Below are 13,683 nucleotides of genomic sequence, written 5' to 3' on the forward strand. Positions count from 1 at the left end.
GTTATTGACTTTGGTTAACTACTATAATTTTATGTTGTTTGCGGTCGAAGATTGTCATCCTGAACGAAGTGAAGGATCTTTCAGCCGAGATGTCCGGTTCGTGAAAGATCCTTCGGCTGCGCCCACGGGTGTCCGGGTTTACTTCGGCCAGCACTGGTCTCTTGCCTTGCCCAGGCTTGGTTTGAGATGGCTCCACCGGAATGGGGATACGGAAAAGCCTCTTCAACCACCAAGACACCAAGGACACCAAGGACACCAAGAGGACAGAGCGGATCGCCCCGCCCGACCTCACCGTCATGGCCGGGCATCGTCCCGGCCATCCACGCGGATCCGCTGGAATGCCTCATGAAACAATAGTCCCGGCGGATGGGCGTGGATGCCCGGAACAAGTCCGGGCACGACGCACCTGGAATGTCCTCTTGGTGTCCTTGGTGTCTTGGTGGTGAAAAAACCCGTCCGCCAGCACCCAGGCAATTGAACCGGGCAGCCGTGGGCTGCGCCTCAGGATGACAGGGAAGTCTACTTGGCCAGCAGGCGGGCGGCTTCGGGGGCGGTGTAGGTGAGGATGGCGTCGGCCCCGGCGCGGCGGAAGGCCATCAGGCTTTCCAGCATGACCTTGTCCCAGTCCAGCCAGCCGTTCTGGGCGGCGGCCTTCATCATGGCGTATTCGCCCGACACCTGATAGGCGAGGGTGGGGACGGCGAAGGCGTCCTTGACGCGGCGGACGATGTCGAGATAGGGCAGGCCGGGCTTGACCATCACCATGTCGGCGCCTTCCGACAGGTCCAGCGCCACCTCGCGCAGCGCCTCGTCGGTATTGGCGGGGTCCATCTGGTAGGTCTTCTTGTCGCCGCCCTTCAGCGCCGATTTCGAGCCCACCGCGTCGCGGAACGGGCCATAGAAGGCCGAGGCGTACTTGGCGGCGTAGGACAGCAGGCGCACGTGGTCGCAGCCCGCATCGTCCAGTGCCTCGCGGATCGCCCCGATACGGCCGTCCATCATGTCCGACGGCGCGTTGACGTCGCAGCCGGCCTCGGCCTGCACCACCGCCTGGCGGCACAGCACCTCGACGGTGGAATCGTTCTGCACGTAGCCGTCCACCACCAGACCGTCATGACCGTCGCTGTTGTAGGGGTCCAGCGCCACGTCGCAGATGACGCCCATCTTCGGCGTCGCCTTCTTGACGGCGCGCACCGCCCGGCAGACCAGATTGTCGGGGTTGACGGCTTCCGCGGCGTCGGGGGTCTTCAGGCTGGCGTCCACCGAGGGGAACACGGCGATGGCGGGAATGCCGAGATCGGCGGCGCGGCGCGCTTCCTCGACCAGAAGATCGATGGACAGGCGCTCGACCCCCGGCATGGAGGCCACTTGCTGGCGCACGCCGGTCCCTTCCACCACGAACAGCGGCCAGATCAGATCATCGACCGACAATCTGGTCTCCGACACCAGCCGGCGGGACCAGTCGTCACGGCGGTTGCGGCGCATGCGGGTGAACGGGAATTGGGCATGGGGCAGGAAGGACGGCACGGCAAGTCTCCAAACGGCAAGGGGCCGGCCCAAAGGGCCGGCCCCTCCATTCATGGCACCCCGATCAGGCGGCGTCCAGAGCCTGCTTCAGATCGGCCAGGATGTCGTCGATGTGCTCGATGCCGATGGACAGCCGCACATAGCCCGGCGTCACGCCAGACGCCAGTTGGTCGTCGGCCGACAGCTGGGAATGGGTGGTGCTGGCCGGATGAATGGCCAAGGAGCGGGCGTCGCCGATATTGGCCACGTGGTAGAGCAGCTTCAGGGCGTCGATGAAGCGACGTCCGGCCTCGGCCCCGCCCTTCAGCTCGAAGCCCAGCAGGGCGCCATAGCCACCCTTCAGGACCGTGTCGGCACGGCGGCGGTACTCGCCGTCCTGCCGCGACGGATGGATGACATGGGCCACCTTGTGATGGCCGGCCAGGAACTCGGCCACCGCGTTGGCGTTGCGGCAATGCTCGCGCATGCGCAGCGGCAGGGTTTCCAGGCCCTGCAGCGCCTGGAAGGCGTTGAAGGGGCTGATGGCGGCGCCGATGTCGCGCAGCAGGGTGACGCGGGCGCGGATGATGTAGGCGATGGGGCCCAGCGGCTTCACCGCCTGGGTCCACACGGCGCCGTGATAGCTGGGGTCGGGCTCGTTGAGCAGCGGGAAGCGCTTGGCGTGCTTCTCCCAGTCGAAGGTGCCGCCATCGACGATGGCGCCGCCGATGGAGGTGCCGTGGCCGCCGATATACTTGGTGGTGGAATAGACCACGATGTGGGCGCCCAGGCTCAGCGGCTTGGCGATCACCGGCGCGGCGGTGTTGTCGACGATCAGCGGCACCCCCACCTGATTGGCCAGTTTGGCCACTTCGGCGATGGGGAACACCTGCAGCTTGGGGTTGGGCAGGGTCTCGGCGTACCAGGCCCGGGTCTTGTCGTCGGTGGCACGCACGAAGGCTTCCGGATCGGCGGGATCGACGAAGCGGGCCTCGATGCCCAGCTGCTTGAAGGTGTTGGCGAACAGGTTCCAGGTCCCGCCGTACAGGTCGGTGGAGGTGACGAAGTTGTCACCGGCCTGGGCGAGGTTCAGAATGGCGAAGGTGGAGGCCGCCTGGCCCGACGACAGCGCCAGCGCCGCGACGCCGCCTTCCAGGGCGGCCAGGCGCTGTTCCAGCACGTCGGTGGTCGGGTTCATGATGCGGGTATAGATGTTGCCCAGTTCCTTCAGCGCGAACAGGTTGCCGGCGTGCTCCGTGTCGCGGAACTGGTACGAGGTGGTCTGATAGATGGGAACCGCGACGGCACCGGTGGCGGGATCGGCGCGATAGCCGGCATGGAGAACGATCGTCTCGGGATTGCTGCTGGTGACGGTCATGGGCGTCGCATTCCTGTGGTTGTTGGCCGCCGGGGCGGAGGTGGCATGAGATTCGACCGCGCAAGGGTCGGCAACGAATGCCTGTTTGGCAATGGAAAAAATTTCACGCAGATTCTGCGTGCTGTCAATTATAAATCTACTTATTTGATAGATTAAAAGGGGCGGCGATGAAGGACGAGACTGTGATCGGCCGCGACGGGCGGCTGGGGCGGATTCTGCTCAACCGGCCCAAGGTGCTGAACGCCTTGGCGGCGGCGCAATACCACGACATCACGCGAACCCTGAGCGACTGGGAAGACGATCCCGAGGTAACGGTCGTGCTGATCGAGGGCGAAGGCGAGCGGGCCTTTTGCGCCGGCGGCGACATCCGCATGGTCTGGGATGCGGCAAGGCGCGGCGACCATGCCTTCAACCGCGACGTCTTTCGCACCGAATACCGGCTGAACCGCCGCATTCAGCGCTACCCCAAGCCCTATGTCTCGCTGCTGGACGGCATCTGCATGGGCGGCGGGGCCGGGCTGTCGGTCAATGGCGGTTTCCGTGTCGCCACCGAGCGTACCCGCTTCGCCATGCCCGAGACCGGCATCGGCTTCTTTCCCGACGTGGGGGCCACCCATTTCCTAAACCGCTGTCCCGGCCATGTGGGCCTCTATCTCGGCTTGACCGGCAAGCCGCTGGGGCCGGCCGATTCCTTATGGGCTGGCGTCGCCACCCATTTCGTGCCGGCGGAGAATCTGGACGACTTGCGTGCCGCCCTGGCGGCGGCGGCGGATGCGGCCGATCCCGGCGACGCGGTGGCGGCCACCCTGGGGCGCTTTCACCGCTCGCCGGGCGACGGGCCGCTGCTCCGTCATCTGGAGGTGCTGGAGCGCTGCTTCGCCCCGCGCCGGCTGGCCGACGTCGTCGAGGCGCTGCGCAGAGATGGCGGCCAATGGGCCTGGGACACCATCTGGGAGCTGTCGGGCCGCGCGCCCTTCAGCCTGGCGGTGACCAGCCGCCAATTGCGCGACGGCAGGGGGCTGGCGTTCGACGACGCCATCCGGCGGGAGTTCCGCCTCGCCTGGCATTTCCTGATGGGGCAGGATTTCCTTGAGGGAATCCGCGCTCTGGTCGTAGATAAGGACAGGCGGCCGGCCTGGACTCCCTCCAGCCTGGCCGAGGTGGATGAACTGGCGGTGGCGGCGTATTTCCAGCCGCTGGGCGACGACGAGTTGCCGTTGCCCTGAGGAATGGGATGGGAATGCAGGGCGATATCCACGTGGGCGAGGTGCTGTTCGAGTTCATCCGCCTTGGCAACGCCGTCAAGGTGACGGCCTTTCACGTCCCGACCCTGACCGAGATTTCCATCGTCGGCGCGCGGGGCGCCAGCGAGGCCCACCTCAAGCTGCTGGCGGTGAAGCGGCTGCAATACGTGCTGGCCAAGCAGCGCGGCGGCCAGTGATCACCGCGGATAGGTGACTTATACCGAACCGCGATGAGCGTGACTCATCGCGGTTTGGATAGGCCCAAAGGGCCGCGCCGCTTATGCGGCGGGAGCCCAGCCGCCACAGGCGGCGCCCGGCGATTGAGGGCGATGCACTGATCGGTTCCGATCAGTGCATCTTGGTATTACCGCGGGAAGATGTGAATCTCGACCCGGCGGTTGATGGCCTGGTTCTCGGGGTACGCCTTGCCGGTGTCGCTGCGGTTGGGCACGCGCGGCGCGGTATCGGCCAGGGCGGCGACCTTCATGCGCGCGGTGGGAATGCCCAACTCGCTCATCACCTTGAGGGTGGAAAGCGCCCGGGCCGCCGACAGGTCCCAATTGCTGGGGAATTGCGGGGTCTTGACCGGCGTGTCGTCGGTGTGGCCCTGGATGTCGATCTGGTAGTTCTTGAAGCGCTCCTGCTTCAGCGTGCCGCTGATCTCCTTCAAAAGCGGCATGATCTCGGGCCGCACCTCGGCCGAGCCGGGCTTGAACATGGTGCCGCTGGCCAGGTTCAGCACGATGCCCTTGTCGTCCTTGCCCACGTCCACCGTGTCCTCGACGCCGGCTCCGGCCACCTGGCCCAGCAGTTCCGAGCGCATGTCCTGCAGCGGCGTGGTGACCTCACGGTAGCCGATGTCCTTGGCCATGCCCTGGGACACCTGCTCGTACTTGTTCTTGTCGATGGTGGACATGGACACCAGCACGATGAAGAACGCCATCAGCAGGGTGATCATGTCGGCATAGGACAGCAGCCAGTCCTCGGCCGCCTCCTTGTTTTCCTTGTGGAACTTGCTCTTGGCCACGTCCGTGCGCTCCCGGCTACTTCTTCGGCGCCTTGTCGATGTCGAAGTGGATGGCGGGGTCGAGGTAGGAGTTCATGGCGTCCTGGATGAAGCGGGGCGAACGCCGCTCGGCCAGCATCACCAGGCCTTCGGCCACCAGCATGTTGCGGAAGCGGATGATGGATTCGCGCTGGTGGGCCTTTTCCGCCGCCGGCATCAGGACCAGACGGGCGAACAGCACGCCGTAGAGGGTGCCGAGCAGGCCCACCGCCATGCCGGGGCCCAGCTTGGCCGGGTCGTCCATGTTGTCGAGCATGACCACCAGGCCGACCAGGGTGGCCATCATGCCGAAGGCCGGGGCGTTGCTGGCCATGTATTTGAGGATTTCCACCGAGACGGTGTGGCGCTGGAAGGCGGTTTCCACCTGATTGTCCAGCATGTGGCGCACTTCCTCGCCGGTATAGCCCGACACCACCAGCCCGACGCCGTAGGCCAGGAAGGCGTCCTGGCCCTTCAGGCTCTTCACGTCGGATTCCAGGGCCTGGATGCCGCTCTTCTGCAGCAGGTAGCCCCAGCGGATGACGCGGGCCACCTCGTTGGTCAGCATGCCGCGCGCCATCTTGGGCGAGAAGAAGATGGCCTTGATGTTGCCCAGCGCCTGCTTCACGTAGCGGGCCTCGAACCCCACGTTGGCGGCGGCCAGGGTGCCGCCCACCACCATGAGCAGGCCCGAGAGGTGCAGGAAGATCTTGAAGTTGGTCGTCAGCTCGAGGATCGAAACGATGATCAGCAGCAGGCTCAGCGTGAAACCGATGATCGTTGGCAACGACATGACGGCAAGATCCCCAATTGCTCGCGAGCGCACTCTCCCGATGGGAAAGAGTGACGGACAAGTGCTTTATGTTTGGTGAACGCGCAGGTCACCAGGACATCCCGAAACCCGACAAGCCCGCCACGCCCCTGCCATCAACCGCCGGGTCGAGATTCACATCTTCCCGCGGTAATACCAAGATGCACTGATCGGAACCGATCAGTGCATCGCCCTCAATCGCCGGGCGCCGCCTGTGGCGGCTGGGCTCCCGCCGCATAAGCGGCGCGGCCCTTCGGGCCTATCCAAACCGCGATGAGTCACGCTCATCGCGGTTCGGTATAAGTCACCTATCCGCGGTGATCACTGGCCGCCGCGCTGCTTGGCCAGCACGTATTGCAGCCGCTTCACCGCCAGCAGCTTGAGGTGGGCCTCGCTGGCGCCCCGCGCGCCGACGATGGAAATCTCGGTCAGGGTCGGGACGTGAAAGGCCGTCACCTTGACGGCGTTGCCAAGGCGGATGAACTCGAACAGCACCTCGCCCACGTGGATATCGCCCTGCATTCCCATCCCATTCCTCAGGGCAACGGCAACTCGTCGTCGCCCAGCGGCTGGAAATACGCCGCCACCGCCAGTTCATCCACCTCGGCCAGGCTGGAGGGAGTCCAGGCCGGCCGCCTGTCCTTATCTACGACCAGAGCGCGGATTCCCTCAAGGAAATCCTGCCCCATCAGGAAATGCCAGGCGAGGCGGAACTCCCGCCGGATGGCGTCGTCGAACGCCAGCCCCCTGCCGTCGCGCAATTGGCGGCTGGTCACCGCCAGGCTGAAGGGCGCGCGGCCCGACAGCTCCCAGATGGTGTCCCAGGCCCATTGGCCGCCATCTCTGCGCAGCGCCTCGACGACGTCGGCCAGCCGGCGCGGGGCGAAGCAGCGCTCCAGCACCTCCAGATGACGGAGCAGCGGCCCGTCGCCCGGCGAGCGGTGAAAGCGCCCAGGGTGGCCGCCACCGCGTCGCCGGGATCGGCCGCATCCGCCGCCGCCGCCAGGGCGGCACGCAAGTCGTCCAGATTCTCCGCCGGCACGAAATGGGTGGCGACGCCAGCCCATAAGGAATCGGCCGGCCCCAGCGGCTTGCCGGTCAAGCCGAGATAGAGGCCCACATGGCCGGGACAGCGGTTTAGGAAATGGGTGGCCCCCACGTCGGGAAAGAAGCCGATGCCGGTCTCGGGCATGGCGAAGCGGGTACGCTCGGTGGCGACACGGAAACCGCCATTGACCGACAGCCCGGCCCCGCCGCCCATGCAGATGCCGTCCAGCAGCGAGACATAGGGCTTGGGGTAGCGCTGAATGCGGCGGTTCAGCCGGTATTCGGTGCGAAAGACGTCGCGGTTGAAGGCATGGTCGCCGCGCCTTGCCGCATCCCAGACCATGCGGATGTCGCCGCCGGCGCAAAAGGCCCGCTCGCCTTCGCCCTCGATCAGCACGACCGTTACCTCGGGATCGTCTTCCCAGTCGCTCAGGGTTCGCGTGATGTCGTGGTATTGCGCCGCCGCCAAGGCGTTCAGCACCTTGGGCCGGTTGAGCAGAATCCGCCCAGCGCGCCCGTCGCGGCCGATCACAGTCTCGTCCTTCATCGCCGCCCCTTTTAATCTATCAAATAAGTAGATTTATAATTGACAGCACGCAGATCTAGATTCTGCGTGCTGTCAATTATAAATCTACTTATTTGATAGATTAAAAGGGGCGGCGATGAAGGACGAGACTGTGATCGGCCGCGACGGGCGGCTGGGGCGGATTCTGCTCAACCGGCCCAAGGTGCTGAACGCCTTGGCGGCGGCGCAATACCACGACATCACGCGAACCCTGAGCGACTGGGAAGACGATCCCGAGGTAACGGTCGTGCTGATCGAGGGCGAAGGCGAGCGGGCCTTTTGCGCCGGCGGCGACATCCGCATGGTCTGGGATGCGGCAAGGCGCGGCGACCATGCCTTCAACCGCGACGTCTTTCGCACCGAATACCGGCTGAACCGCCGCATTCAGCGCTACCCCAAGCCCTATGTCTCGCTGCTGGACGGCATCTGCATGGGCGGCGGGGCCGGGCTGTCGGTCAATGGCGGTTTCCGTGTCGCCACCGAGCGTACCCGCTTCGCCATGCCCGAGACCGGCATCGGCTTCTTTCCCGACGTGGGGGCCACCCATTTCCTAAACCGCTGTCCCGGCCATGTGGGCCTCTATCTCGGCTTGACCGGCAAGCCGCTGGGGCCGGCCGATTCCTTATGGGCTGGCGTCGCCACCCATTTCGTGCCGGCGGAGAATCTGGACGACTTGCGTGCCGCCCTGGCGGCGGCGGCGGATGCGGCCGATCCCGGCGACGCGGTGGCGGCCACCCTGGGGCGCTTTCACCGCTCGCCGGGCGACGGGCCGCTGCTCCGTCATCTGGAGGTGCTGGAGCGCTGCTTCGCCCCGCGCCGGCTGGCCGACGTCGTCGAGGCGCTGCGCAGAGATGGCGGCCAATGGGCCTGGGACACCATCTGGGAGCTGTCGGGCCGCGCGCCCTTCAGCCTGGCGGTGACCAGCCGCCAATTGCGCGACGGCAGGGGGCTGGCGTTCGACGACGCCATCCGGCGGGAGTTCCGCCTCGCCTGGCATTTCCTGATGGGGCAGGATTTCCTTGAGGGAATCCGCGCTCTGGTCGTAGATAAGGACAGGCGGCCGGCCTGGACTCCCTCCAGCCTGGCCGAGGTGGATGAACTGGCGGTGGCGGCGTATTTCCAGCCGCTGGGCGACGACGAGTTGCCGTTGCCCTGAGGAATGGGATGGGAATGCAGGGCGATATCCACGTGGGCGAGGTGCTGTTCGAGTTCATCCGCCTTGGCAACGCCGTCAAGGTGACGGCCTTTCACGTCCCGACCCTGACCGAGATTTCCATCGTCGGCGCGCGGGGCGCCAGCGAGGCCCACCTCAAGCTGCTGGCGGTGAAGCGGCTGCAATACGTGCTGGCCAAGCAGCGCGGCGGCCAGTGATCACCGCGGATAGGTGACTTATACCGAACCGCGATGAGCGTGACTCATCGCGGTTTGGATAGGCCCAAAGGGCCGCGCCGCTTATGCGGCGGGAGCCCAGCCGCCACAGGCGGCGCCCGGCGATTGAGGGCGATGCACTGATCGGTTCCGATCAGTGCATCTTGGTATTACCGCGGGAAGATGTGAATCTCGACCCGGCGGTTGATGGCCTGGTTCTCGGGGTACGCCTTGCCGGTGTCGCTGCGGTTGGGCACGCGCGGCGCGGTATCGGCCAGGGCGGCGACCTTCATGCGCGCGGTGGGAATGCCCAACTCGCTCATCACCTTGAGGGTGGAAAGCGCCCGGGCCGCCGACAGGTCCCAATTGCTGGGGAATTGCGGGGTCTTGACCGGCGTGTCGTCGGTGTGGCCCTGGATGTCGATCTGGTAGTTCTTGAAGCGCTCCTGCTTCAGCGTGCCGCTGATCTCCTTCAAAAGCGGCATGATCTCGGGCCGCACCTCGGCCGAGCCGGGCTTGAACATGGTGCCGCTGGCCAGGTTCAGCACGATGCCCTTGTCGTCCTTGCCCACGTCCACCGTGTCCTCGACGCCGGCTCCGGCCACCTGGCCCAGCAGTTCCGAGCGCATGTCCTGCAGCGGCGTGGTGACCTCACGGTAGCCGATGTCCTTGGCCATGCCCTGGGACACCTGCTCGTACTTGTTCTTGTCGATGGTGGACATGGACACCAGCACGATGAAGAACGCCATCAGCAGGGTGATCATGTCGGCATAGGACAGCAGCCAGTCCTCGGCCGCCTCCTTGTTTTCCTTGTGGAACTTGCTCTTGGCCACGTCCGTGCGCTCCCGGCTACTTCTTCGGCGCCTTGTCGATGTCGAAGTGGATGGCGGGGTCGAGGTAGGAGTTCATGGCGTCCTGGATGAAGCGGGGCGAACGCCGCTCGGCCAGCATCACCAGGCCTTCGGCCACCAGCATGTTGCGGAAGCGGATGATGGATTCGCGCTGGTGGGCCTTTTCCGCCGCCGGCATCAGGACCAGACGGGCGAACAGCACGCCGTAGAGGGTGCCGAGCAGGCCCACCGCCATGCCGGGGCCCAGCTTGGCCGGGTCGTCCATGTTGTCGAGCATGACCACCAGGCCGACCAGGGTGGCCATCATGCCGAAGGCCGGGGCGTTGCTGGCCATGTATTTGAGGATTTCCACCGAGACGGTGTGGCGCTGGAAGGCGGTTTCCACCTGATTGTCCAGCATGTGGCGCACTTCCTCGCCGGTATAGCCCGACACCACCAGCCCGACGCCGTAGGCCAGGAAGGCGTCCTGGCCCTTCAGGCTCTTCACGTCGGATTCCAGGGCCTGGATGCCGCTCTTCTGCAGCAGGTAGCCCCAGCGGATGACGCGGGCCACCTCGTTGGTCAGCATGCCGCGCGCCATCTTGGGCGAGAAGAAGATGGCCTTGATGTTGCCCAGCGCCTGCTTCACGTAGCGGGCCTCGAACCCCACGTTGGCGGCGGCCAGGGTGCCGCCCACCACCATGAGCAGGCCCGAGAGGTGCAGGAAGATCTTGAAGTTGGTCGTCAGCTCGAGGATCGAAACGATGATCAGCAGCAGGCTCAGCGTGAAACCGATGATCGTTGGCAACGACATGACGGCAAGATCCCCAATTGCTCGCGAGCGCACTCTCCCGATGGGAAAGAGTGACGGACAAGTGCTTTATGTTTGGTGAACGCGCAGGTCACCAGGACATCCCGAAACCCGACAAGCCCGCCACGCCCCTGATCTTCCAGCGGAACTGGGCTTCGAGAATTGCCTCATCTTGCGGCAAGTCGCCTTATTGAGCAACAAGTTAGGCTTCCGCCCGCCCCCGCCGAAAGCATGGGCTCCGCCCAGGCCCGGCAAAGGGTGGCCCGCCTCACGCCGTGGGGTCCGGCCCCAGTTCGTGTTCCTTCTGCAGCTCCAGTTCCACCTCGACGATGTCGCCGTCGATGGTGCGGGTGGGCAGGAAGCCCAGGTGCTGGACGAAGGCCAGCATGCGTGGGTTGTCCTTCAGCACCTGGCCGACGATGACGCGGGTACCGCGCGAGCGGCAGTATTCGATCATCTTGACCAGCAGGCGCTTGCCCAGGCCCGAGCCCTTGAGGTCCGAGCGCACCACGATGGCGAATTCGGCGGCGTCGTTGTCGGGATCGGTGACGGTGCGCACCACGCCCAGCGTCTCCTTGCCGCCCTCGGGCTTGTCGATCTCGCCGATGAACGCCATCTCGCGGTCGTAGTCGATCTGGGTGAGCCGCGCCATTTCGGTGTGGGGCAGCTCGTGGACCAGCCCGAAGAAGCGGAAGCGGATGTCCTCGGGCGTCAGCTTGGACACCAGGATGTGGTGGTTGGGTTCGTCCTCGGGCCGGATGGGGCGCAGCAGGGTCTTGCGCCCGTCGGTCATGGTGAAGATTTCCTCCAGCTCCTTGGGGTAGGGGCGGATGGCCAGGCGGTCGGTGCCGGCCTTGGCCGGGGCCACCACCATGCGGGCGTCCAGCGCCAGCACGCCGTGGGAATCGGCGAACAGCGGATTGATGTCCAGCTCGACGATCTCGGGGAAGTCCACCACCAGTTGGGAGAGCTGGACCAGGGCCAGCTGGATGGCTTCCTTGTTGGCGGGCGGGCGGCCGCGATAGCCTTCCAGCAGCCGCGACACGCGGGTGCGCGAGATCAGCTCGGCGGCGAGGTTCATGTTGAGGGGGGGAAGCGCCATGGCGCGGTCGGCGATGACCTCGACGGCGATGCCACCCTGTCCGAACATGACGACGGGGCCGAACACCGGGTCGGTGGCCACGCCGCAGATCAGTTCCTGGGCGCCGGGGCGCCGGGCCATGCTCTGGACGGTGAAGCCGTCGATGCGGGCGTCGGGATAGACCGACTTGACCCGCTCCAGCATGGAATGGGCGGCCTTCTCCACCTCGAAGGCGCCCTGCAGGTTGAGCATGACGCCGCCCACGTCGGATTTGTGCAGGATGTCCGGCGACAGGATCTTCAGCGCCACCGGCTCCTTCATGGCCATGGCGATCTTGCCGGCCAGGGCCGGGCTGCGGGCCACGTGGGTCTCCACGGTGGGAATGCCGTAGGCCTCCAGCACCGCCTTGGCCTCGGGCTCGTTCAGGGTGCCGCCGCCCTTGGCCAGGGCCTCGTCGATCAGGAAGCGGGCCCGCTTGGTGTCGGGGACGAAGTCGGTGGGCGCCGAGGCCGGCACCTCCATCAGCAATTCCTGGTTCTTGCGGTATTGCAGCAGGTGCATGAACGCCTGGATGGCGGCGCGCGGCGTGTCGTAGGTGGGGATGCCGGCGCCGCTGAACAGGTGGCGGCCCCTGGCCACCGCCTCGTTGCCCACCCAGCAGGTCATGACGTTGGCGCGCGGGCGGTCCTTGGCGGTCTTGATGATGGCGGCGGCCACGTCGGTGGGGTCGGACACCGCCGAGGGGGCATGCATGACCAGCACGGCGTCCACCGCCTTGCTTTCCGACAGGATGTTCAGCGTCTTGACGTAGCGCTCGCCGTCGGCGTCGCCCGAGATGTCGACGGGATTGCCCTGGGACCAGCCGGGGGGCAGCACCGCCTTCAGCTTGTCGATGACGTCGTCGGGAAGCTGGGCCAGCTCGCCGCCCATCTCGGCCAGGTCGTCGGCGGCGATGACGCCGATGCCGCCGCCATTGGTGAGGATGGCCAGGCGGCGGCCCTTCATGGGCTTGGAGCGGGCCAGGGTCTCCACCGCGCCGAAGATTTCCTCGATGTCCTGGACGCGCAGCATGCCGGCCCGGCGCATGGCGGCGTCGAACACCAGATCCGATCCCGCCAGCGCCCCGGTGTGGGAGGCGGCGGCGCGGGCGCCTTCCTTGGAGCGTCCGGCCTTGACCGCCAGCACCGGCTTGTTGCGGGCGGCGGCGCGGGCCGCCGACATGAAGTTGCGCCGCTCGTGGATGGATTCCATGTAGAGCAGGATGGCGCGCGTGCCGGGATCGCTGCCCAGGTAGTCGAGCACGTCGCCGAAATCCACGCCCTCGGTGTCGCCCAGATGGATGAAGTGGGAAAAGCCGATCTCGCGCGCCCTGGCCCAGTCCAGCACCGCCGTGCACAGGGCTCCCGACTGGGAGACGAAGGCCAGCTTGCCGGGCAGGGCGCTTTCGTGGGACGAACTGGCGTTCAGCCCGATTCCCGGCACCAGGATGCCCATGGAATTGGGACCCAGCAGCCGCATGCCGTATTGCCTGGCCGCCGCCAGGGCCTGTTCCAGCATGGTGGACCCTTCGGCATCCTGCTCCAGGTGCAGCCCGCCGGTCATGACGCAGGCCGCCCGGGTGCCCCGCTCGCCCAGGGTGCGGATGATGCCGGGGATGGTGGACGGCGCGGTACAGATCAGCGCCAGATCGGGGGCCTTGGGCAGGCACGCCACGTCGGGATAGGCCAGGACACCGCTCACCGAGGCGTGTTCCGGCGTCACCGGCATCACCGGCCCGGCGAACTCGCCCTTCAGAAGATTGCGCATCACCACCGATCCGATGCTCTTCGGCTTGGTCGAGGCGCCGATCACGGCGATGGATTGCGGGCGAAACAGGGACTTTAGATTGCGGGTGCTCATGGGAATCCCGTGCTGGCGGTCAAAATCCGGCGTTGAAACGGAGATTAGTCCTCTTCCATGGTGCGTCGCAACATCTTGTAAGGGCTATCCCGCATGTC

Annotated in this window: 14 protein-coding genes; 4 read left to right on the forward strand and 10 right to left on the reverse strand. The window is 66.0% G+C overall.

Features of this window, described 5'->3' with window-relative positions; genetic code table 11:
* Positions 1 to 519 precede the first annotated feature (519 nt).
* On the reverse strand, positions 520 to 1,581 hold the full coding sequence (gene hemB / locus ACV4UZ_RS01415; RefSeq protein ID WP_491599171.1) for a porphobilinogen synthase: 1,062 nt from the start codon (positions 1,579 to 1,581) through the stop codon (positions 520 to 522).
* Between the two features lie 10 nt (positions 1,582 to 1,591).
* Positions 1,592 to 2,884, reverse strand: a complete 1,293-nt coding sequence (locus ACV4UZ_RS01420; protein WP_491599172.1) for an O-acetylhomoserine aminocarboxypropyltransferase/cysteine synthase family protein — start codon at positions 2,882 to 2,884, stop codon at positions 1,592 to 1,594.
* Between the two features lie 167 nt (positions 2,885 to 3,051).
* On the opposite strand from ACV4UZ_RS01420, the gene ACV4UZ_RS01425 reads away from it, so the two are divergent.
* Together ACV4UZ_RS01425 and ACV4UZ_RS01430 are read left to right on the forward strand one after the other, a co-directional pair.
* On the forward strand, positions 3,052 to 4,110 hold the full coding sequence (locus ACV4UZ_RS01425; protein ID WP_491599173.1) for an enoyl-CoA hydratase/isomerase family protein: 1,059 nt from the start codon (positions 3,052 to 3,054) through the stop codon (positions 4,108 to 4,110).
* A gap of 14 nt (positions 4,111 to 4,124) precedes the next feature.
* Positions 4,125 to 4,325, forward strand: a complete 201-nt coding sequence (locus tag ACV4UZ_RS01430; RefSeq protein WP_491599174.1) for a DUF6898 family protein — start codon at positions 4,125 to 4,127, stop codon at positions 4,323 to 4,325.
* Between the two features lie 167 nt (positions 4,326 to 4,492).
* On the opposite strand, the gene ACV4UZ_RS01435 is transcribed toward ACV4UZ_RS01430, so the two are convergent.
* The 5 genes from ACV4UZ_RS01435 to ACV4UZ_RS01455 all read right to left on the reverse strand — a co-directional run bounded on the left by ACV4UZ_RS01435 (position 4,493) and on the right by ACV4UZ_RS01455 (position 7,578).
* Positions 4,493 to 5,155 (reverse strand): OmpA/MotB family protein, encoded by a 663-nt coding sequence (locus tag ACV4UZ_RS01435; protein WP_491599175.1) that lies wholly within the window; start codon positions 5,153 to 5,155, stop codon positions 4,493 to 4,495.
* Positions 5,156 to 5,171: 16 nt separating this feature from the next.
* Positions 5,172 to 5,966 carry a motility protein A gene (locus ACV4UZ_RS01440; RefSeq protein WP_491599176.1) on the reverse strand — a complete coding sequence of 265 codons (795 nt, stop codon included), beginning with the start codon at positions 5,964 to 5,966 and terminating at the stop codon, positions 5,172 to 5,174.
* Between the two features lie 339 nt (positions 5,967 to 6,305).
* Positions 6,306 to 6,506, reverse strand: coding sequence for a DUF6898 family protein (locus ACV4UZ_RS01445; RefSeq protein WP_491599174.1), 201 nt, complete (start codon positions 6,504 to 6,506; stop codon positions 6,306 to 6,308).
* A 14-nt stretch (positions 6,507 to 6,520) separates the two neighbouring features.
* Positions 6,521 to 6,856, reverse strand: coding sequence for an enoyl-CoA hydratase/isomerase family protein (locus ACV4UZ_RS01450; protein ID WP_491599531.1), 336 nt, complete (start codon positions 6,854 to 6,856; stop codon positions 6,521 to 6,523).
* Positions 6,757 to 7,578 (reverse strand): enoyl-CoA hydratase/isomerase family protein, encoded by an 822-nt coding sequence (locus tag ACV4UZ_RS01455; RefSeq protein ID WP_491599177.1) that lies wholly within the window; start codon positions 7,576 to 7,578, stop codon positions 6,757 to 6,759. The genes ACV4UZ_RS01450 and ACV4UZ_RS01455 overlap by 100 nt, the downstream gene beginning before the upstream one ends.
* 115 nt (positions 7,579 to 7,693) lie before the next feature.
* On the opposite strand from ACV4UZ_RS01455, the gene ACV4UZ_RS01460 reads away from it, so the two are divergent.
* Both ACV4UZ_RS01460 and ACV4UZ_RS01465 read left to right on the forward strand, forming a co-directional pair.
* Positions 7,694 to 8,752 (forward strand): enoyl-CoA hydratase/isomerase family protein, encoded by a 1,059-nt coding sequence (locus ACV4UZ_RS01460; protein WP_491599173.1) that lies wholly within the window; start codon positions 7,694 to 7,696, stop codon positions 8,750 to 8,752.
* A 14-nt stretch (positions 8,753 to 8,766) separates the two neighbouring features.
* Positions 8,767 to 8,967: a DUF6898 family protein gene (locus ACV4UZ_RS01465; protein WP_491599174.1), complete on the forward strand. Its 201-nt coding sequence runs from the start codon at positions 8,767 to 8,769 to the stop codon at positions 8,965 to 8,967.
* A gap of 167 nt (positions 8,968 to 9,134) precedes the next feature.
* Here the strand turns inward: ACV4UZ_RS01465 and ACV4UZ_RS01470 are convergent, their stop codons facing one another.
* The 3 genes from ACV4UZ_RS01470 to ACV4UZ_RS01480 all read right to left on the reverse strand — a co-directional run bounded on the left by ACV4UZ_RS01470 (position 9,135) and on the right by ACV4UZ_RS01480 (position 13,585).
* Positions 9,135 to 9,797, reverse strand: a complete 663-nt coding sequence (locus tag ACV4UZ_RS01470; protein WP_491599175.1) for an OmpA/MotB family protein — start codon at positions 9,795 to 9,797, stop codon at positions 9,135 to 9,137.
* Positions 9,798 to 9,813: 16 nt separating this feature from the next.
* Positions 9,814 to 10,608 carry a motility protein A gene (locus ACV4UZ_RS01475; protein ID WP_491599176.1) on the reverse strand — a complete coding sequence of 265 codons (795 nt, stop codon included), beginning with the start codon at positions 10,606 to 10,608 and terminating at the stop codon, positions 9,814 to 9,816.
* Positions 10,609 to 10,873: 265 nt separating this feature from the next.
* Positions 10,874 to 13,585: a bifunctional acetate--CoA ligase family protein/GNAT family N-acetyltransferase gene (locus tag ACV4UZ_RS01480; protein WP_491599178.1), complete on the reverse strand. Its 2,712-nt coding sequence runs from the start codon at positions 13,583 to 13,585 to the stop codon at positions 10,874 to 10,876.
* Positions 13,586 to 13,683 lie beyond the last annotated feature (98 nt).

Source organism: Paramagnetospirillum sp., from assembly GCF_058402745.1.